Origin of the sequence: Vibrio sp. L3-7 (assembly GCF_963898195.1) — a bacterium.
Taxonomy (GTDB): Bacteria; Pseudomonadota; Gammaproteobacteria; order Enterobacterales; family Vibrionaceae; genus Vibrio; species Vibrio echinoideorum.
The window spans coordinates 83423-104777 of the sequence record NZ_CAWQUW010000056.1 but is presented as its reverse complement, the minus strand read 5'-3'; the positions used below and the strand labels follow the sequence as shown (position 1 = coordinate 104777).

The following is a 21355-nucleotide window of genomic DNA, read 5'->3' as shown; positions in this document are numbered from 1 at the left end:
GGCTGGCGATTACTCAACCGTAACCGCTTTCGCTAGGTTACGAGGTTGGTCAACATCGGTACCTTTGATTAGTGCTACGTGGTAAGACAACAGCTGCATCGGTACTGTGTAGTAGATAGGTGCTGTTACTTCACTTACGTGAGGCATCTTGATGATCTTCATGTTCTCATCGCTTTCAAAGCCGGCATCTTCATCTGCGAATACGTAAAGTAGACCGCCACGAGCACGTACTTCTTCAACGTTTGATTTCAGCTTCTCTAGTAAGTCGTTGCTTGGTGCAATAACCACAACTGGCATATCTGCATCAATAAGCGCCAAAGGACCGTGCTTAAGCTCACCAGCCGCGTATGCTTCTGCATGGATGTAAGAGATCTCTTTCAGTTTAAGAGACGCTTCCATCGCGATTGGGTAGAACTCACCACGACCTAAGAACAATGTGTGGTGCTTATCTGCAAAATCAGGTGCTAGCGCTTCGATCTCTTTATCAAATGCCAATGCTTTTTCAATATCAGCAGGCAGTTGATGCAGTGCTTGAACGATCTCTGCTTCTTTCTCTTCATTGATGCGACCTTGTAGACGACCAATTGACGTTACCATCATCAGCATTGCCGCTAGCTGTGTTGTGAAGGCTTTAGTTGAAGCTACGCCGATCTCTGTTCCTGCGCGAGTCATAAAGGCAAAATCAGATTCACGAACTAGCGAAGAACCTGCAACGTTACAGATAGTCATTGCTGACATGTAACCCTTCTCTTTTGCAAGACGAAGTGCAGCAAGCGTATCCGCCGTTTCACCAGACTGAGACAGAGTCACCAATAAGCTGTTCGGACGAACAACGAAATCACGGTAACGGAATTCAGAAGCAATCTCTACGTCACAGCTTACGCCTGCTAGAGACTCAAACCAGTAACGAGCTGCCATACCTGAGTTGTAAGATGTACCACATGCGATGATCTGCACGTGCTCTACCTTGCTTAGGATCTCTTCAGCCTTAACACCAATTGCGTTAGTGATAACAGCCGTTTCAGAAATACGACCTTCCATTGTATTGATTAACGCAGATGGCTGCTCAAAGATCTCTTTTTGCATGAAGTGACGGTATTGACCTTTGTCACCTGCATCGTGCTCTGCGTTTGATTCAACGATTTCACGCTCAACACGCTCGCCCGCCACATCAAATACTGTTACATCACGGCGAGTCACCTCAGCAACATCACCTTCTTCTAAGTACATGAAACGACGAGTTACGCTTAGTAGCGCTAATTGATCCGATGCTAGGAAGTTCTCACCCACACCGAAACCGATAACAATCGGGCTACCAGAACGAGCAACAACGATACGGCTAGGATCTTTGCGATCAACGGCAACGGTACCGTAAGCACCGTCCAGTTGTTTCGCTGTCTTTTGAAGCGCTTCAACCAATGAGTTAGAAGTACGAAGTTCCCATTCAACTAGGTGAGCGATAACTTCAGTATCCGTTTGTGAAGTAAACACATAACCACGTTCTTGAAGAAGAGCGCGCAGTGTTTCGTGGTTTTCGATAATGCCATTGTGTACAACGGCAATATCGCCCGACATGTGTGGGTGTGCGTTTGCTTCAGAAGGCTCACCGTGTGTTGCCCAACGTGTATGAGCGATACCAGTACCGCCAATAACATGTTGCTGATCGACGGCGTCTGCTAGCTCTTGCACTTTACCAAGGCGGCGTACACGAGTTAGGTTGGATTCGGTATCAACCACAGCGACACCCGCTGAATCATAGCCTCGGTATTCTAGGCGGCGAAGGCCTTCTACTAAAATTTCAGCTACATCACGTTGTGCTACTGCACCAACAATTCCACACATAGTTTTACTCCATCAATTTCGTTTTATTCCTATTGGCAGCAAGCAAAGGCCAGATCTTCAACAGATCAATTATAGGAAGTTAAATGCATAATAATTAAATTTGTTTTTACGCTGGATCGGTCAGGATCACTCGAACATCATGTGATTCGATACTTGCTTTGGATTCTTCGCCTAAGTCTGTATCGGTAATTAAGATGTCAATGTGTTCCCATGCCAGCTCTAAGTTCGGGATCTTTCGTCCCACCTTTTCCGACTCAACCATCACGATCACTTCTCGTGACACTTCAGCCATAACTTTGCTCAGGCCAATCAGTTCATTGAACGTGGTCGTGCCTCTATCAAGGTCGATACCATCAGCACCGATGAACAATTGGTCAAAATCGTAAGCACGAAGCACCGACTCCGCGACTTTGCCTTGGAAAGAATCAGAATGCGTATCCCAAGTGCCACCCGTCATTAATAGCGTCGGTTCACTTTCAAGCTCGTTAAGTGCATTAGCAACGTGCAGTGAGTTGGTCATAACAACCAATCCACGTTTGCTGTTGAGCTGCTGAATTAGCGCACCTGTTGTGCTACCGCTATCGATCACAATGCGGTTATGGTCGCGAATCAAATCTGCAGCGGCTTTTGCTAATGAAATCTTTCGAGTCGAAACCTGTTGACCCAGTTCTTCGTTCACAACCTCTTTCGGTAATGAAATCGCACCACCATAACGGCGTAAAAGCTGACCGTTTTTCTCTAAAGACGCTAAGTCCTTTCTAATAGTGACCTCTGAGGTTTCGAACTTAGCGGATAATTCATCAACACTAACCTCCCCTTTTTCATTCACTAGGTTAGAAATTGCATGTCTTCTGAGCTGGGTGTTTCGTTTCGACATTTAAAAAAGGCCAATAAGTTTCGATGTGAAACATATTATAGTTACAACGAAACTATTTAGTCCATTTATTTTGATCCAAAAAATTAATAAATAGCGATGAAACCTTGTCCTAAGACAATTGTTAAGCAGTGATATTGAACTCATTAGGTGGTAGAATCCGCACCCGAAAAGAAAAAAAATTACAAAACTGACTGTTATTTTTTTGCAACTTACCCCCTATATCATGGTGTAAGTCACAGAAAACCGATATTGAATCAAAACATTTTAGTCATAAAATGACTAAAATTGATGAAAGACTTACAACTCTGAAGGACATATTGGAAGTCCCGCGCTTTTACTCAACAGGCACAAAATGTTGATGTAGCGGACCAATCTTCAGAACTTAAATAAATTTCAAATTGTAACAATACTTACCGGAGAGTACCTTCCATGAAAAAGACCAAAATCGTATGTACGATTGGCCCTAAAACTGAATCTGTAGAGAAGCTAACTGAACTAGTAGATGCTGGCATGAACGTTATGCGTCTTAACTTCTCTCACGGTGATTTCGCAGAACACGGCACTCGTATCGCGAACTTCCGTAAAGTAATGGAAAACAATGGTGAGCAACTTGCTATCCTTCTAGATACTAAAGGTCCAGAAATCCGTACTATCAAGCTTGAAGATGGTAACGACGTAGATCTAGTAGCTGGTCAAGAGTTCACTTTCACAACTGACGCAACAGTTGTTGGTAACAAAGACGTAGTAGCAGTAACTTACCTAGGCTTCGCTAAAGACCTATCAGCAGGTAACACTATTCTTGTTGATGACGGCCTAATCGAAATGGAAGTTATCGCAACAACAGAAACTGAAGTTAAGTGTAAAGTTCTTAACAACGGTGCTCTAGGCGAAAACAAAGGTGTTAACCTTCCTGGCGTTTCTGTTCAACTTCCAGCTCTTTCTGAGAAAGACAAAGCTGACCTTAAGTTTGGTTGTGAGCAAGGCGTTGATTTCGTTGCTGCTTCTTTCATCCGTAAAGAAGACGATGTTAAAGAAATCCGTGAGCTTCTAAACGCTAACGGTGGCGAAAACATCCACATCATTTCTAAAATCGAAAACCAAGAAGGTGTCGATAACTTCGATTCAATCCTTGAAGCTTCTGACGGCATCATGGTTGCTCGTGGTGACCTAGGTGTTGAAATCCCAGCTGAAGAAGTAATCTTCGCTCAGAAAATGATGATCGAGAAGTGTAACCGTGCACGTAAGATGGTTATCACAGCAACTCAAATGCTTGACTCTATGATCAGCAACCCACGTCCAACTCGCGCAGAAGCGGGTGACGTTGCGAACGCAATCATGGATGGTACTGATGCTGTAATGCTTTCTGGTGAAACTGCTAAAGGCAAATACCCAGTTGAAGCTGTTACTATCATGGCTCAAATCGCGAACCGTACTGATTCAGCTCTTAAAGCTGAGCTAGGTTCTCGTCTAGACAGCCCACGTCTACGCATCACTGAAGCTGTATGTAAAGGCGCTGTAGACACAGCAGAGAAGCTAGCTGCTCCTCTAATCGTTGTTGCAACTGAAGGCGGTAAGTCTGCACGTTCAGTACGTAAGTACTTCCCAACTGCAAACATCCTTGCTCTAACAACTAACGTAAAGACAGCTGCACAGCTAGTTCTTACTAAAGGTGTTAAGCCTGTCCTTGTTGACTCTATCGAGAACACAGACACGTTCTACATCAACGGTAAAGAAATCGCTCTACAATCTGGCCTAGGTAACAAAGGCGACATCGTAGTTATGGTTTCTGGTGCTCTAGTAGCTTCTGGTACTACAAACACAGCATCTGTTCACGTTCTATAAGAATGAACTGATTCGCATAAAATATAAAAGAGGGCTTCGGCCCTCTTTTTTTATGAAACAAATCTTGCCTAACTTTTCAGTACGCTGTATTATCAATCAAGATAGAACTACGTACTGTTAATATCCATGGACTCTTTCTAAGAGACGGATTAGCAGACTAGAAATCAAATATACATGAGGTTTGTAATGTCTAGTCCTACTCTCACAGACAAAGTATCAAAAATGATTCGCCAAGATATTCTTAATGGTGAATTAACCCCAGGCCAAAAACTCGTTGTTGCAGATCTTAAAAATAGATACAACGTAGGCGCGTCTCCAATTCGTGAAGCCTTGGTGCAGTTGTCTTGGAGTAAATACGTTAAGCTAGAGCCACAAAAAGGTTGCTGGGTATCTCCAGTCTCAAAGAAAGAGCTCAATGACTTATACGAAAGCCTTCGAGTTGTCTCTTCTGTTTTGCTTAAGAAAGCGATTTCTGCCGGTGATGAAAGCTGGGAATTAGAAGTACTAACGTCTTACCATAAACTTTCTCGAATACAGCATCTGTCAGAAGAATTTGACTGTGTTGAGTGGGAAGAGCGTCACCAGAGATTTCATGCAGCATTGCTTGAAGGTGCAGATTCAGAGAACATGTTTAAGTTCTTTGACGATCTGATTAACCAAGTAAAGCGCTACCGCTTTTTAGCAATGTCGGCTGAAACTGTCGCTGATGATCTGTTCAATATTGATGAACACGAAATGATCATGAAGCTAGTACTCGCAAAAAATGCAGAACAAGCCGCTGAATTGCTTGATCAGCACTTACTAGGTTCAATGAAACGAATTGAAGAGATTATCGAAGCCGCATAAAGCGAAGATAAGTTCTAACCATATAAAAACGGAGCCCGATGGCTCCGTTTTTTTATTTCCAGTATTACGACTGAACTACCACCCAAAAAACTCTTTGTGATGAGTATTGAGCAATACAACCATAGGTAAAAAATACAACGCACTGAGTTGAAAGCCAAGAATGGCTAATGCCCCTATGGTTAACCTCACTAAAAAATCGACAAACATACTACGCCTCTTTTAACCAGACAGTATGATCCCCAAACTCTTGCTCCAGCTAACGTAATTCCGCTATTGCCTTTCAAATTATTGATAAGAAAGGATAACTAGCTGAATTACGTTAACGGTGTCGTCCTTTTACATCTGGTAAATACTTTTATTTACTGCACCGCTCAGAACGGTCCAATTTGAAGCAAGGTAGTTTACTTACCATTCAGTTTAGCTCAAATCTCCACCATCATTAGACTTTAGTCTAACTGTAAGAATTTCGTGACACAGATCGCTCAAAAGTGAGATTCATAGAAATAGCACCGACCAGAGTGCTGGTTATGACGAGTTAAAGTGGGGATTAAAGCGTGGAACTCATGTGGTGTTTAAGGGCTGCGTTAAGGCGTTAGACAGATCTAGAGCAGGCGATTATCTATTTGTTTGGCCTACTAAACCAATAAGATAGCTACGCCACATCGGCATGGCTCGGGCACATAGAAACGGTATTACGCCCAGATGATTTAGATTCGTAAAGCCCTACATCAGCACATTTATACGAACGTGTACTGTTGCTCGTCAAATCAGTAAAGCCGACACTGACCGTTACTTTCGTACCAACAGACAGCTCTATCTCTATTCGCAAGCGATCCAGTACGCGTTTCGCTTCAGGCAATGAAGTATGTGGCATCAGTAATGCAAACTCCTCCCCCCCAACGCGAGCAACAAAATCAGTATTGCGTAGGCTGTCTTGTAGAAGCCTTGCAACACTTGCAATAACACGGTCGCCTTCATCGTGGCCAAGCTCATCATTGATACGTTTAAAATTATCGATATCGACCAAGGCTAGGCAAGTGGTCGCTTCATTTGGGTAACGCTCTACCAAACGAGAATAGTACGCGAGTTGCTCTTCGAATTTTCGTCGGTTCCAAAGGTTACTCAAAGAATCCCTTTCACTTAAAACACGCAAACGGACTTCAAGCTCTTTCCTTACCGAAATATCGACCAAGGAAGTAATATAATAGCTGACCTTTCCAGAATTATTTTTAACCGCCTGTACTCTCATGATAACGGTGAAAGGAATACGCAGTTTGTTCTTACACTGTACTTCACCTTCCCATACTTCTTCTTGTTCTAAATGACTCCAGATAACTGAGCTAGAGAGCACTTGATCGGTATTTTCAAGCAACAGCTGCAATGCATTTTTCCCGAGAACCTGGGTTTTGCAGTACCCGGTCATGTTCTCAAACTCGTTATTGATCATCATAGTACGATGCTGCTTATCGGAGATCATCACGGCAGACATACCACTCAATGCGGCGCGCGCCAACTTACTTTCTAAGCTCCGACGTCGATAATGGGTCACTAAATATGCAAACGGAAACGCAAAAACAAGTACCGTCAGTAATACAAAAACTTCTTCTTGAGAGAGATCATTTAAACTCTGTTCAGCTCTATCCATCAACTGCTTCTGATTGAGTTGAATCAGCAAGTGAGCTTTTTGATTATTCGCGAGCATAACGGTGTTAAACGCAAACAAGTTACCATCTTCAAAAACGTGTCCAACCTGATCGTTGTTAATCGCTTCCCACGTTTGTGGTGCGATGTGTTTCAGGTTATACCCTTTTCTTTCAGGGATAGAATCACCAAACAGCTTACTGCTGTTATTACTCGCAATGTAATAACCGGATTCATTAATGATTTCCGCTCTTAGGTCATTATCAGGTGAAAAGCTAAGACGTGACGATAAGCCCCATACATCCAAATTGATAACAAGGTAACCAACGCGTTTTTCTGGTGTTTCAACAGGAGTAAATACACGGATTACAGGTACATAAGGGAAGGTTAGCTCACCATGCTCCGTTTCAAGTTCAATCCCCCAACCGCCAATTTGCTCGGCTTCAAGATTTTGTGCATGTTGAAAATAGCTAGAATCAGACTTGTCTTGTAACTCTTGAGGGACCGCCACACTCCCGGTATCAGCCGAGTAATTAACGCGCACTAGCTCTTTGCCCGTAATGTCCAACAGATGAATCTTCGTGTACCACTTCTGGTTCACTAAGACAGACTGCCAAACTTCTTCGAGTAGATCTTTGGTTTGTTCCGACGGAGATTCAGCAAAATTGACAAGACTTTGACTGTGACTGAGCAACCCCATCACCGAGGCTAATTGAGTCTTAAGAAGATCATAGTCTCGCTTGGCATACACTAATTGATAGACAGCTTGTTTAGCCGAATAGTCAAAGCTCTGTTGTTTTACTTCTTTGTAGCGCTGTAAGTAATAAAGAGCAACGGCAGAACAGAGTGTGATTGAGATAATTAGTAATGTAATTATTGATTTTTTATTTCTCATTACTAGCTCAGAAGGAAAAAGAGAGCGGAGGATTATAGCACTCTATAAAATTAACAAAATAAAAGCCGCTTAAAAAAGCGGCTTAAAAACTATTTTTACAGACTTATCGTTTAGGCCTTCAACGCCCGTTCACCACGAGCAATACCAACAACACCACTTCGAGCCACTTCAAGAACTTCCGTCACTTCAGACAAAGCCTGAATGAAAGCATCAAGCTTCTCGCTAGTTCCAGCCATTTGAACCGTGTATTGAGAAGCTGTCACATCGACAATCTGGCCACGGAAGATATCCGCTGTGCGTTTCACTTCCGCGCGAGCAAAGCCGCTAGCGCGTACTTTTACCATCAAAAGTTCACGCTCGATATGCTCAAGCTCAGACACTTCTTGTACCTTAAGTACGTCGATTAATTTGTGTAGCTGTTTTTGGATCTGCTCAAGCTGCATTTCGCTCGAGTTAGTGGTGACATTCAGACGAGAAAGTGTCGGATCATCGGTTGGAGATACGTTCAAAGACTCAATGTTGTAGCCACGCTGAGAAAACAAGCCAACCACTCGAGAAAGTGCACCTGGTTGGTTTTCCATTAATAGTGAAAGGATGTGTCTCATATTATGTTCTCTCCGTTTTGCTTAGCCACATGTTATCCATACCCTCGCCTTTAATCTGCATTGGGTATACGTGCTCGGTGTCATCCACACTGATATCGACAAATACCAAACGGTCTTTCATCGCCAGCGCTTTTTCCAAACCTGATTCCAGTTCATCCGGAGACGAAATACGCATGCCAACGTGGCCATAAGCCTCGGCAATCGCAGCAAAATCAGGAACAGAGTCCATATATGAATTAGAGTAACGACCTTGATAAACAATGTCTTGCCACTGTTTCACCATGCCTAAGAAACGGTTGTTAAGGTTAATAATCTTAACGGGAATATTGTATTGCAGCGCAGTCGACAGCTCTTGGATATTCATTTGAATACTGCCGTCACCAGTAACAATCACAACTTCTTCATCTGGTTTCGCAAACTTAACGCCCATACCAGCAGGTAAGCCAAAGCCCATCGTGCCTAGACCACCAGAGTTAATCCAACGGCGTGGCTTGTCAAACGGGTAGTACAAAGCAGCAAACATTTGGTGTTGGCCTACATCCGAAGCAACATAGGCATCGCCATTGGTTACTTTATGTAGGGTCTCAATTACTTGTTGTGGCTTAATACGACCAGACGTCTTGTCATACGCTAAGCAGTCACGTTCTTGCCATTGCTTAATCTCACTCCACCAACTTTCCATCGCTTGCGCGTCGTTGGTTCCGCCTTGCTCAACAAGCAGGTTAACCATGCTCTCTAGAACTTTCTCTGCTGAGCCTACAATCGGTAGATCAACTTTTACGTTTTTAGAGATAGAAGATGGGTCGATATCAATGTGCATGATCTTCGCATCAGGGCAGTACTTATCTAAGTTATTGGTGGTGCGGTCATCGAAACGCACGCCAATACCAAAGATCAAGTCCGCATTGTGCATCGCCATATTGGCTTCATATAAACCATGCATGCCCAACATACCCAAAGAATTTTTATGGGTACCAGGGAAAGCCCCAAGTCCCATTAGGGTACTTACGACAGGTAAATTCAGTGCTTCTGCTAATTTTAACAGCGGCTTATCTGCCTCAGAAATAACCGCACCACCACCGACATAAAGTACCGGTTTCTTCGCTTCAAGAAGAGCTTTGAGTGCTTTCTTAATTTGACCTTTATGACCCGTAACCGTTGGGTTATACGAACGCATTTTTATCGTTTCTGGGTATTCATAAGGAAGCTTGATTTGTGGGTTTAAGATGTCTTTAGGCAGATCAATAACGACAGGACCAGGACGCCCTGTTGTTGAAATATAGAATGCTTTTTTAACGACTTCAGGGATATCTTCCGCTTTCTTAACGAGGAAGCTGTGTTTAACGATCGGACGGGATACACCCACGATGTCACACTCTTGGAAGGCGTCATTACCAATTAAGCTATTTGGTACGTTACCAGAAATAACAATCATTGGGATTGAGTCCATGTAAGCTGTCGCAATACCAGTAACGGTATTGGTCGCACCCGGACCAGAACACACAAGTACTACGCCCGGCTTACCGGTAGAACGAGTATAGCCATCTGCCATGTGGGTAGCGGCTTGTTCGTGTCGTACTAATACGTGTTTAATTTCAGCAGTTTTAGCATGCAGCGCATCATAGATATCAAGTACAGAACCACCTGGGTAACCAAAGATTTGTTCTACACCCTCTTCAATTAGAGACTGCACCACCATCTCAGCGCCAGATAACATTTCAGCGCCGGATGACATGGCTGTTTCAGGTTTTGTTGTCATATTGCTCTCCTCACCAGTTTCCAATCACATTTGGTGAACATGTTGGGCTGGTTTTACATAGTCTAGGGCTTATTCGTAGCCTAATTCGAAATACTTCCACTTTTTCGGCTATGGCTGTTTATCGTGATAACAACAAACAGTAATACGAAACAACTTTAACGCTTTATTATCATCTGGTCTAACACCTGTTATCCGACAATTACGTCAAAAAACCAACTATTAGCTGAAAGCATCAAATAAAACCCAAACCAAACTCAATATTTAGATTTAAAAACCATTTAATACCTAAAAAAAAGAGCTTAATATTCAAATGAATCACGATTCATCGATTAATTACGCCCCTATTGGTGTGCGCTTTCGCACATTGTGCTGTGTCAGCAGGCATAAAAAATCCCCCTAAAAATGCAATCACATTCGTAGGGGGATTTTTGAACAACTGAAAATTTATCTAAGTAGAAAACTACTTATCTTTAGGCTTTTCATTGTACATTTCTTCGATTTCGTCTTGATACTTATCGTTGATAACTTTACGACGCAATTTCTGAGTCGGTGTCAGTTCACCATCATCCATAGAGAATGCTTTTGGCAACAGTTTGAATTTCTTCACTTGCTCAAACTTAGCCAACTCTTGCTGTAAGTCGTTTACACGCTTCTCTAGCATTTCCACAACTTGGTGGTGCTTAACAAGTTCAACGCGGTCGTGATACTTAATATTAAGTTCTTTGGCATACTCTTCTAGCGAGTCATAACAAGGAACAATCAGAGCAGAAACGAATTTGCGCGTATCAGCGATAACGGCTATCTGTTCGATAAAGTGATCTTTACCAATCGCGCCTTCTACGACTTGTGGAGCAATGTATTTACCACCAGATGTCTTCATTAATTCTTTGATGCGATCGGTAATAAACAGGTTACCATTTTCATCGAAACGCCCAGCATCACCCGTTTTTAGGAAGCCATGCTCATCAAATGTTTTTTCAGTTTCTTCAGGCATCTTGTAGTAGCCGCGCATTACCATGGGGCCGCGAACAAGGATTTCGTCCTTCGCACCAATTTTTACTTCTGCGCCCGGCATCGACATGCCGATGGAATCAGGGTTAAAGCAACGGTCATCCCAGCACGATACAGTCGCCGTAGTTTCAGTCATGCCATAGCCAAGTTTTACGTTGATACCAATAGCATGGAAAAAGCGACCAATGGTTTCATCAAGCTTCGCGCCACCACATGGCATGAAGTTAATGTTACCGCCTAACAGAGCTCTCAATTTAGATAGCACAAGTTTATCGGCTAAAGCATGACTCTTCTTCAGCATAAAAGATGGAGTACGACCTTCTTGGTGACAAACAGAAAGCTTCGCTCCCATATTGACCGCCCAAGTAAACAGTACTTTACGGATAAACGGTGCTTTAGATACCTTCTCGTGAATCGCTGAGAAAATCTTCTCGTAGAAACGTGGAACTGCACACATTACTGTCGGTTTCACATCGCTTAGAGCGTCGCGTACTTGCATCGTGTCTTGCAGGTAACAGTTGGTTGCACCTTTATAAAGGGCATAGAAAGTCCAAGCGCGCTCAAATACGTGTGACAAAGGTAAGAAACACAGTGATACGTCATCTTTAGTTAAGCTAAGACGTTCATCGTGACCTTTTAATTGATAGCCAATATTAGTGTAATCAAGCATCACACCTTTTGGTTGGCCTGTGGTACCAGAGGTATAGATAAGGGTCAGTAAGTCATCCATGTTTGCATCAGCTAAGCGAACGTCAAGTTCCGCTTGTTGAGCTTCAACACCACGAGCCATGAAGTCCTGCCATGAAACAGCAAAACTATGTTCTTGAGTGTCGATATCAGCAGACATTGCCACAACAACTTCAAGCTGTTCACACTCATCAAAGATGTTCACTGCCGCATCAAACTGAGCTTGTTCGCCAACGAATAAGATCTTCACATCCGCATTTTGGATAATGTAAGAAGACTGCGCAGCGGTATTGGTTGGATAAATCGGCACTGTCACAAGACGAGCTTGCAAAGATGCGAAATCTGCCACGGTCCACTGAGGCATATTATTTGAATAGATACCGATCTTGTCTTGGATTCTCAATCCTTGAGCCAATAGAGCTAATGAAAGCGTATCGATTTGTTGTCCAAACTGCTCCCAGCTAATACCTTGCCATACATTGTCTACTTTGTGCTTCAAAGCTGTACGGTTGCCACCTTGGGCAATTTGGTCACGAAGTCTTTTTACGATATGAAAATCTAAATTGGCCATCTCTTTACCTTTGGCTTACACCTGTAAGCTTTTTTGAGCGCACAAGTGTACCTCTGATCATAGAAAAGGCAACTGACGAAGCTCAAAGTTATCAGTAATAGTACGTCTCACGCTAAATTTTATGTTCACCAGAATAGTAAGCATAAAAAAGCCCCAAGCCAGATTCCTAGCTTAGGGCTTATAAATCATAGGGATTAGTGTTTAGTTAAGTGCCACTACTTCGCCACAGATCATCATTAACTGATCTCGTAACCAAATGTGTCCCTTGTCCTTCTCACTTGATTCGTGCCAGCTTAGGAAACCAGAGATAGCCGCATTATCGAATGGGAAATCTAGAATTTGAAGCTGATCTTTGTTTGCTGCATGTTCTACCATCCAACGAGGTGCAATCGTCACAAGTTCAGATTGACCTACAACGTAAAGAACGTTGCTCAAGCTGGTACCTTCGTAGAAAGGCGTGCAATCTAGATCACGGTAAGCTTGCTCAGAGAAGCTGCGTTGACCATGGATGCGAGACAGTTTTGCGTGCTTTTCGTTAAGCAATTCAGCGGCTGAAACTTCACCATTGATACGAGGGTGAGAAGCAGATGCAACCACAACTAATTCGTCTTGGAAGATTTCAGTGCTTGAGAAACCTTGCTCATCAAAGCGAGCGTAATCAATCACGAAGTCGATTTCTTGGTAGCGCATACGCTCAGAAAGTTGACGATCGAATTCTGCATCCATGTGCAATTTAACGCTAGGTGCTTGGTCGTTGATTGTCGACATAATCTTAGGAGCAAAACGCATGTCACATGGGCTGCAAATTGCAAGTTTGAATAGGCGAGAAGACGACTCTGGAGAGAACACAGAACTTGGTAGTTCGTTGCGTACTAACTGTAGTGCTTGGCGGATTGGGCCAAACAACTGACGAGCACGTTGAGTCGGTTGAATACCACGACCTTGACGCATGAATAGTTCGTCGTTGAACATCACTTTTAGACGAGCAACAGCGTTACTTACAGCAGGCTGAGACATGCCCAGGTTATGAGCTGCACGTGTGATGTTTTGTTCTTGCATAACTGCATCAAATACAGTCAAAAGATTTAAGTCGACTCCACGAAGTGTGCTTTCCATTCTGTAGCTTGCAATTGCACTCATTGCGTCTTTTTTCTCTAACATTCAAGTTGCCTCTTGTCGGTTCGACAGGGTTAAATTGGTAATGGTATGGGAATAGATAACCACTAATTCTTATATTTATCAGACCGATGTTTTTCGGATTACCACTACTATTAACCAATACATCCCGAGCTACCAACAAGATTGATAAAGAATAATTTTATTTTACCTTAATGATTAATTAATACATGAAAATCATGCAATTACAGAGTTATAAAAAAACATAAAATGCAGCATTTATGAGTTTGATTTCGACTTATTTAGCTGTTCTATCGTTTGGTTACATTTGTTACAATTTATTGAACTCGTGAATTGTTTGACTGGTTGATTCAAAAACACCACTTATGATTCAAGTCAGCGATGCATAACTAGGAAAATCGACCTTGTCCCAAAGCTGTTTTCTTAAGTCATCTTGATTCGACCAATTCCCTGCTAATACCCACTCAACGAGTGCACTTGCCACGTCTGGATAGGTCACTACCTCTGCCTCTTTTTCACTGAGCCAACTACGTAAAATAGCGGCATCTAAAAAGCTCATGGTTTGGGCTAACCCAAGGGCTTCAAGCGTCGCAACATTGCTCTGTTGTTCAAACTGCCCTTCAAGCGGCTTAAGGAGCAACTTTTTCCCTAAAGTTAAGGCCTCAGATGGCAATTCAAAGCCACCATTGGCGACCACACCAGAGCACTGATTCAGGTCGAATTGGAAGCCAGCATGACTGAGCGGTTTGAACTCAATATTTTCGACTCGACTGTACTCAATAACGTTAGGGTGATAACAGACAAAATGATGAGAAATGAACTTCATCAACAGCTCCGAGATCGCCTCAAGATCTTCAAACGGCAGGTAGACCAAAGTGAAGTTTTGTGATGCTTTAGTTTGCTCATGGTTAGAAAGCGTGTGAACAATCGGTGGCAATATAGGTTGCTCAAAGTGATACCAATGGAGGCCAATAGAGTGCTCGGTTGGCGCAAAATGTTGAATCACTGAATGTTCAATCCAGTTTCCCCCTTCTTTAGGCACATCGTAGCGGAACGCATTTTGATGACTTATACCAATACAAGGTACGCCTTGCTTCTTAGCCGCCCAAGCGGTCACTGGTTCAAAGTCATTAAGGACGAGATCATAAGGCGTAAGATCGATCTGGTTAATTTCACGCATAAATCGCCAGATATTATTCTTGATGAATGTTTTGCCGTACTTAACCTGCCCTTGCTCACTGAAAAAAGTTAAGCCATTGCGAGTTTGATAGTGTCCAAACTCTTCCATTGAGAAGTACTTGCTCTCTTCTCGTCCTGAGAATAGGAAGTCGACATCGATATTTTGTTGGCGAAAAGCCACCGCCATTGCTCTCGCGCGAGCGATATGACCATTTCCTGTGCCTTGGACGCCATATAAGATTTTCATGCATATTCCTTTAAATTTGCAGCTTAAGATCGGCATTGATTGCCAACGAAATAATTACAAAATGAAGTTGATAGCCAAGCTAGTACAAGCAATACCCAAGGCTGCGCCAATTAAGACATCTGTTAAAAAGTGCACACCGAGCAAGATCCGAGAGCCCGCAATGGCTGTAGCCCAAACCAAACTAAAGGGGTACAAGCTTGGATAAAAATGTCCGATTAAGGTCGCCATAACAAAAGCAGCAGCGGAATGCCCAGATGGCAGGCTGTATTTATCAGATGGAACGATATGAGAGTAAAGCAGTGAAGAGAATTCAGCCGGCCTGCGGCGTTTGAGGGTATTTTTAGCTAACCAGTAAATCGGTAGCTCAATAGCAAAAGCCGTTAAACCAACCAACAGAAAATCTCGGCCAGCATTGCTATCCACTGACAACGCTACCAGAGCAATCAAAACGTAAAGGTGTCCATCTCCAGTATGAGACACCGCTTTACTCAGCGTTGCATGTTGGCCGTTATAACGATTCTTTAAACAAAAAACAGAAAATGCCACATCCCAGCGGACAATAGGTTCGATAGTACGCATACGATCTCCTTAACAATCCTTATTCAGTTAAGGCTCAAGGTATGCCCCTGAAATGACAGTTAAGTGACGTTTTGAATGAACTAAAATGAAATTTGTTATGGACGCTGCGCTGCCACGATCCAATACCAGCAAACCAAGCGTATGAACCAAGCATGCGAACCAAGAAAGCGTTCCCTGCGAGTTAACCCAAATAGTCAGCGACACAATCAATAAAAACAAAGCGACACATGGTCGCTTTGTTTTTATTAGGTCTTCGCTATTTTTACAAAGGTGTAAATGCCACTTCTATAGTTCGAGGGGTTCGTGCTTTTTCACTAAACCAAAGTCAGCCAAGATCGCATAAGCGGCAGGGATCATAAACAACACCAGTAAGGTCGAGGCAAATATGCCAAACACAATGGAGATCACCAGTGGTTGGATAACCTGAGCCTGTAGGCTGGTTTCTGTTAACAGTGGTAGTAGCCCTGCAGCTGTCGTCATTGAAGTCAAAAATACGGCTCGGAAACGCTCGCGACTGGCTTTCACCACCGAGTCATGCACGCTATCCCCTTCATCGACATGATGACGAATGTATTGCACCAGCAAGATGGAATCATTGACCACGATCCCGGCAAGCGACACAAAACCCATCATGCTCGGCATGCTCAAGGCGTGCCCCAATAGCCAATGACCAACCACTACGCCAATAAAGGCGAGTGGAATCGCTAGCATCACGACAACAGGTTCGAGGTAACTTCTGAATTGATAACTAAGAATCGCAAACACTCCGAATAAGCCAAGTAAAAAACCTTTACCCATCGAGGCACCGGTCTTAGCCGCATCTTTAGCTTCCCCTTCGAAATCAAAACGTAAACCGGGGTACTTTTGAATTAACTTGGCGGCTTCATCTTTTTGGAACTGGGCCAAAATCGCCGAAGAACTGGCTTTCTTGTTATCAACATCACCAAAGATACTGATCGTTCGAAGTCCATCAATACGCTGGATACGCACATAGTTACGTTGAAAATCTAACGTCGCTAAAGTCGCTAAGGGGATCTGACTGCCATCAGCAGTAATAATTGGGAAGTTTGCGAGTTGCTGTAAGTCACCTGCTTGTTCTTTATCGAGGCGAACCTCAATCGAGATATTCTCAACACCGATTTGAATCTCATCGGCTGTCTGACCGAAGAATGCAGCACGCAACTGAGAAGCTATCATCTGCCCGTTCACATTGTAAGTTTCCGCTCCTGGGCGTAGCTTAACTAAGATCTCTTCTTTACCCATGCGCATGTCATCTAGAACACCATGCACTCCATCAAACTGATTGAGGTATTCCTGAATATCCAAAGAAGCCGATTTCAACGCTGCAAGATCATCATGTTTGGCGCGGATCTCGATAGCACGACCGCCCGGCCCCATGGTGGGTTGTTTGAAAACTAGTGAGATAGGATCAGCCAAATCACCTATGTCTTCGCGCCATGCATCAATGAAATCATCAATCACCGTGTTTCGACTTTCAGCGCCACGTAAATCTAAACGCACAGTCGCGAGGTGCGGCCCGGATTCACTGGCGTCAGCATTAGCATTAAATTGGCTAGTGATGTGCTCTACCAGCTCATTACCCTCTTCGACATCTTCACTCCACTGCACGTTCAAACGCTCAGCAGAAGCCACGATTTTGTCGACGACTCTCTCGGTTTGAGACAGTGATGCGCCCGGTGGAAGAATGATACGCGCCTCAGCGATATCACCATCCAATTCAGGGAAAGGTTGAAACTTAACAGCACCACCCGCAATCAAGGCAATAGAAAGTAACAACAGCGTCATCACTCCGCCCATAAAGGCGTAGCGGAACGTCACGACTTTCTCAACCATGTTCGTCAACGTAGTATTACGAAAGTTCTCAAACTTCTCTAATAACACCACCTTGAAACGCAACGCTGGCTTATCATTTTTTTCTTTGTGTAATGAATGAGATAAGTGATTGGGTAGGATAAGAAACGCTTCAATTAAACTTAGCGACAACACCAAGATAAGCACCTGAGGCACCGCTTTAAGCACTGCCCCCATCTCCCCATCAAGAAACAACAAGCTGCCGAAAATACAGACCGTGGTTAAGAATGAAGACAACACCCCGGGGAGTACTTTCTTAACGCCGTTGTACACGGCATCATCAACACTCTGCCCCCTGTCTAAATGTGAGGCTATCGATTCGGCAATCACGATGGCATCATCCATCATAATACCTATCGCCATTAGTAAGCCTACAAGCGACATAATGTTGATCGATAAGCCAAGGTTGGCCATTAAGAATAAGCCGCCAAGGAAGGCAACGGGTAAACCTGCAGCGACCCAAAATGAGTAACGTAAACTAAAGAACAACCACATGGTGGCAAAAACCAACACAATACCTTGCCAACCATTACGCACCATCATGGTTAGACGATCCCAAAGCACAGAAGAGAGATCGTTGGTCATTTGTAGCGTCACACCATCAGGGGCAATCGCACTCTGATCTTCAACAAATCGTGTCACGTTTTCTTTAATTCGAAGCGCATCGTCTTCTTTGTTTTTGCTGATCTTCAACAAAGCAGAAGGCTTGCCATCGAACAGGACTTTCTGTTCATCAAGTTCAAAACGATCGGTGATTTTCGCGATATCTCTTAAACGGATCACAGAACCATTTGGTGCCGATCCAACAACAATACTCTCAAGCTCAACAGGCGTGACCCGTCTCTCGTCAAAACGAATCAGGAAATTTTTATCTGGTGTTTCAATGTTACCACTCGGCAATTTTACATTCTGACGACCAATTTGATCGGCAATATCACCAACACTCAAACCCAACTGGCGAATGGCTTGGGTATCCAACTCAACACGATATTGATGATCGGAAAAACCGCTCACCTCTACCAAAGACACATCATAATCGAGCTTCATGGTGCGTTTAAGATCTTCAGCGTATGCCTTGAGTTCCGGCCATGAGGTTTCTGCTGTGATGGCAATATCGACAACGGGTTCGTTCCAATCCAACTCTTGAACAACAGGAGATTCAATCTCGGATGGGAAATCGTTGATCGAGTTAATTTGAGTTTGAACATCCACCAGCATTCGGCCAATATCTGCTTTTTCATTTAACTTAAGAATGAGCCTAGCACTACCTTCAACTGCTTCACATTGAGTTTCTTCAATGTTAGCTAGGCCATCGACGGCATCTTCCATTCGCACACAAAGGCTCTCTTCCACTTCTTGCGGAGAAGCGCCCGGGTAAACAATCGCCGCCATAATATACAGAGGATCATAAGCCGGGAAGGTTTCACGTTTAATGGTTGATAATGAGCTTAAACCCATTATCAACAGCCCAAGCATCAACAAGTTTGCTGCTGTTGGGTGCCTAGAGAAGAACTTGATCATGACGCATTCTCCTCGACACCGGATACAAGCTCAGCCTTTTGAGAATTTGACTCTTTAAGTAACATACCTTCAATTGCCGGCAGCAAATCATTAAGAATCAGTTTATCGCCCGTTTGAAGATCTCCGTTCACAACCACTTGGTTGTCTCTACGATAAAGAACTTCAACATTAACCATTTGCAGACGGGAGTTATCGTCCATTAGATAAATTTTATCACCATGTAGCGCTCGTTCAGGCAACACCCAACTTAGATTTGCTACACCTTCAATTTCAGCTTTAACAAACATGCCATTGACCAAAGGTGTCGCACTGTCTGGTTGCAGTTGTGAGTAGTCTTGAGCGATCTCAAGAATGATCCCTGCCGTCGCTTGGTTTTCATCAACGGTTTCACTGATTCTCGCTACCTTTGCAGGCCAGGTCAGATTCAGACTACCACTGTTCAGTTGAACACTCGCTTTGATTGGCGCTTGATCAGGCGTTGGAATTCCAGCAGCGTCACGGGGGAATTGAGTAAAACTTGAGGCTAAAGTTTGCATATCGTGAATAGAAAGTTGCGCCTCAACTTCCATAATATTAATCCCATGAGCAACAAACATTTCTTGCTGAAGATTAACCACTTGGTTTTGTTCGATATCGACTTGAGCAATTCGCATGGCTCTAGGTAACGTGATGGTCGTCTTATCCAAAGAACGTTGTGCCTCTTTCACCTTAGAGACATTAACCTTAATCACGGCCTCCGCGACGCGTTTTTCATCAGGCATCAAGGTAATTTGGTTGGCAATATCTAACACCAACTTCTGCTGAGACAATGCGCTTTGCTGCTGCAGATCGACATCAGATTGAGAAGTTAACCCTTTCTTACGTAGATCTTGTTTACGTTGTAGCTCTTTATTGCTGATCACTAAGCGATTCTTTTCGATCTTTAGAGTCTGATTCAGGTTGTCTTCTTCTTGATTCAATTTCGCTAGCGAGGTTTGGCTTGATTTAAGATCAGCTTCCGCTTGTATCAGCTTCAGTTCGTAATCCAATGGATCAATCTTTAATACCTCGGTTCCCGCAGGGATCACTTGCCCTTTTTCCAGATCAGGATGTCGATAAACAATTTGCCCCGTCACCTCAGATATGGCTTTCCATTCGACTTTTGGCACAACTTTGCCGAAACCAACCGCCAAAGGCGCGATCAATTGCTGCTCTAGACTTACGGTTTCCACTAAACGAGCTCGATCACCCGCAGGTTTAGTTGGAAGATCAGGTTTTAAATTAATCGCCGCCACAAGTCCGATGATTCCAACCGCTAGTGCTGGAAAAAAGAGGAGTTTTTTGCTTATTTTCATTATCTTGGTTCCTGCAAGGGTGAAGTGCTCGCTACATTGATAAAGCCTTCGGTCATCAGTTGAATGTTGTGTTCGATTAAACGATTAAGAAATTCTTCATTTAACTCAATGCCATGAATGGCTAACAAAGGGGGTGGGGCAATAAAAGGAAAGACCATCAAGCTTATATACGAAACGCGACACAGTTTCGGATCCATGTTTTGTTTCAAAATGCCCTGCTCAACAAGCTTTTCAAAGATGACATCTTGGGCTGGTTTGGCCACGTCTAAGAAAACCTTTTCTAGTAACTCTCTTTGCACTTCTGAAGGAGGCATATTCATCACCTGAGCTATCAAGCGAGGAAACTTTGGTACCTTGACCATCTCTTTGTAGTAAGTCCGCATTAAATCAAGAAAGTTCTCATGACTGCTCTCTTCAACTAACTTTTGCATTTGTAGCTGCATTGGCCGAAGCGTTTCCCGCAGCATCGCTTCAAACAATCCTGCTTTATTACCGAAGTAATAACGGATCATGGCAATGTTCACTCCAGCACGTTCTGCAATTAGGCGTGTCGATACTTTATCGTAGGATTGAACAACGAACAGATCACGAGCGTGTTCGATGAGTAGCTGCCGTACATCAAGGTTCTGCTGGGGTCGCCCGGCCTTACGTGCTGTCATTGCTTTGACCATCTCTATAATTAATCGTTTGATTAATTATAGAGATAAAGAAGCACAACTGCAGAAGATTAATTACTCACTATTTAATCAAGTGATTAATTAATGTCGCCACACATTCGATTTTGCTGGTGAATCGTTCCAACAAAAAGATTTACTACAAAATTTTAACCTAGACACCAGCCAATCGATAAACTAACCCTCCAACATAAAACCAACAAATAAACGATTACACCAATAAAGATGAATTTAAC

Annotated in this window: 14 protein-coding genes; 2 read left to right on the top strand and 12 right to left on the bottom strand. The window is 43.3% G+C overall.

Features of this window, described 5'->3' with window-relative positions:
- Window positions 1-9: 9 nt before the first annotated feature.
- Window positions 10-1842: a glutamine--fructose-6-phosphate transaminase (isomerizing) gene (glmS, locus tag AACW75_RS22170; RefSeq protein ID WP_017073075.1), complete on the bottom strand. Its 1833-nt coding sequence runs from the start codon at window positions 1840-1842 to the stop codon at window positions 10-12.
- A gap of 106 nt (window positions 1843-1948) precedes the next feature.
- Window positions 1949-2719, bottom strand: a complete 771-nt coding sequence (locus AACW75_RS22165) for a DeoR/GlpR family DNA-binding transcription regulator (RefSeq protein WP_145569899.1) — start codon at window positions 2717-2719, stop codon at window positions 1949-1951.
- Window positions 2720-3148: 429 nt separating this feature from the next.
- Here AACW75_RS22165 and pykF point away from each other — a divergent pair, with 429 nt between their 5' ends.
- Both pykF and AACW75_RS22155 read left to right on the top strand, forming a co-directional pair.
- Window positions 3149-4561 (top strand): pyruvate kinase PykF, encoded by a 1413-nt coding sequence (pykF, locus tag AACW75_RS22160; protein WP_145569902.1) that lies wholly within the window; start codon window positions 3149-3151, stop codon window positions 4559-4561.
- A 174-nt stretch (window positions 4562-4735) separates the two neighbouring features.
- A complete protein-coding gene (locus tag AACW75_RS22155; RefSeq protein WP_017073072.1) occupies window positions 4736-5407 on the top strand; it encodes a GntR family transcriptional regulator in 672 nt (223 codons plus the stop codon).
- 652 nt (window positions 5408-6059) lie between these two features.
- Here AACW75_RS22155 and AACW75_RS22150 read toward each other — a convergent pair.
- The 10 genes from AACW75_RS22150 to AACW75_RS22105 form a co-directional block, all read right to left on the bottom strand.
- The gene (locus tag AACW75_RS22150; RefSeq protein ID WP_145569904.1) at window positions 6060-7943 is read right to left on the bottom strand and encodes a sensor domain-containing diguanylate cyclase; all 1884 of its coding nucleotides are present in this window, start codon (window positions 7941-7943) and stop codon (window positions 6060-6062) included.
- A gap of 110 nt (window positions 7944-8053) precedes the next feature.
- Window positions 8054-8548 carry an acetolactate synthase small subunit gene (gene ilvN / locus AACW75_RS22145; RefSeq protein WP_004735875.1) on the bottom strand — a complete coding sequence of 165 codons (495 nt, stop codon included), beginning with the start codon at window positions 8546-8548 and terminating at the stop codon, window positions 8054-8056.
- Window position 8549: 1 nt separating this feature from the next.
- Window positions 8550-10307 (bottom strand): acetolactate synthase 3 large subunit, encoded by a 1758-nt coding sequence (locus AACW75_RS22140; RefSeq protein ID WP_145569906.1) that lies wholly within the window; start codon window positions 10305-10307, stop codon window positions 8550-8552.
- A 460-nt stretch (window positions 10308-10767) separates the two neighbouring features.
- Window positions 10768-12576: an AMP-dependent synthetase/ligase gene (locus AACW75_RS22135; protein ID WP_017073069.1), complete on the bottom strand. Its 1809-nt coding sequence runs from the start codon at window positions 12574-12576 to the stop codon at window positions 10768-10770.
- Between the two features lie 201 nt (window positions 12577-12777).
- Window positions 12778-13737 carry a transcriptional regulator LeuO gene (gene leuO / locus AACW75_RS22130; protein ID WP_004735878.1) on the bottom strand — a complete coding sequence of 320 codons (960 nt, stop codon included), beginning with the start codon at window positions 13735-13737 and terminating at the stop codon, window positions 12778-12780.
- A gap of 346 nt (window positions 13738-14083) precedes the next feature.
- Complete coding sequence (locus AACW75_RS22125) at window positions 14084-15139, bottom strand: MJ1255/VC2487 family glycosyltransferase (protein WP_017073068.1); 1056 nt, start codon at window positions 15137-15139, stop codon at window positions 14084-14086.
- Between the two features lie 54 nt (window positions 15140-15193).
- Window positions 15194-15718 (bottom strand): phosphatase PAP2 family protein, encoded by a 525-nt coding sequence (locus tag AACW75_RS22120; RefSeq protein WP_102573311.1) that lies wholly within the window; start codon window positions 15716-15718, stop codon window positions 15194-15196.
- Between the two features lie 285 nt (window positions 15719-16003).
- On the bottom strand, window positions 16004-19111 hold the full coding sequence (locus AACW75_RS22115) for an efflux RND transporter permease subunit (protein WP_017073066.1): 3108 nt from the start codon (window positions 19109-19111) through the stop codon (window positions 16004-16006).
- A complete protein-coding gene (locus AACW75_RS22110) occupies window positions 19108-20445 on the bottom strand; it encodes an efflux RND transporter periplasmic adaptor subunit (protein ID WP_102573313.1) in 1338 nt (445 codons plus the stop codon). The genes AACW75_RS22115 and AACW75_RS22110 overlap by 4 nt, the downstream gene beginning before the upstream one ends.
- Window positions 20445-21104 carry a TetR/AcrR family transcriptional regulator gene (locus AACW75_RS22105; protein WP_102573317.1) on the bottom strand — a complete coding sequence of 220 codons (660 nt, stop codon included), beginning with the start codon at window positions 21102-21104 and terminating at the stop codon, window positions 20445-20447. Before AACW75_RS22105 ends, AACW75_RS22110 begins: the two co-directional genes overlap by 1 nt.
- Between the last annotated feature and the right edge of the window lie 251 nt (window positions 21105-21355).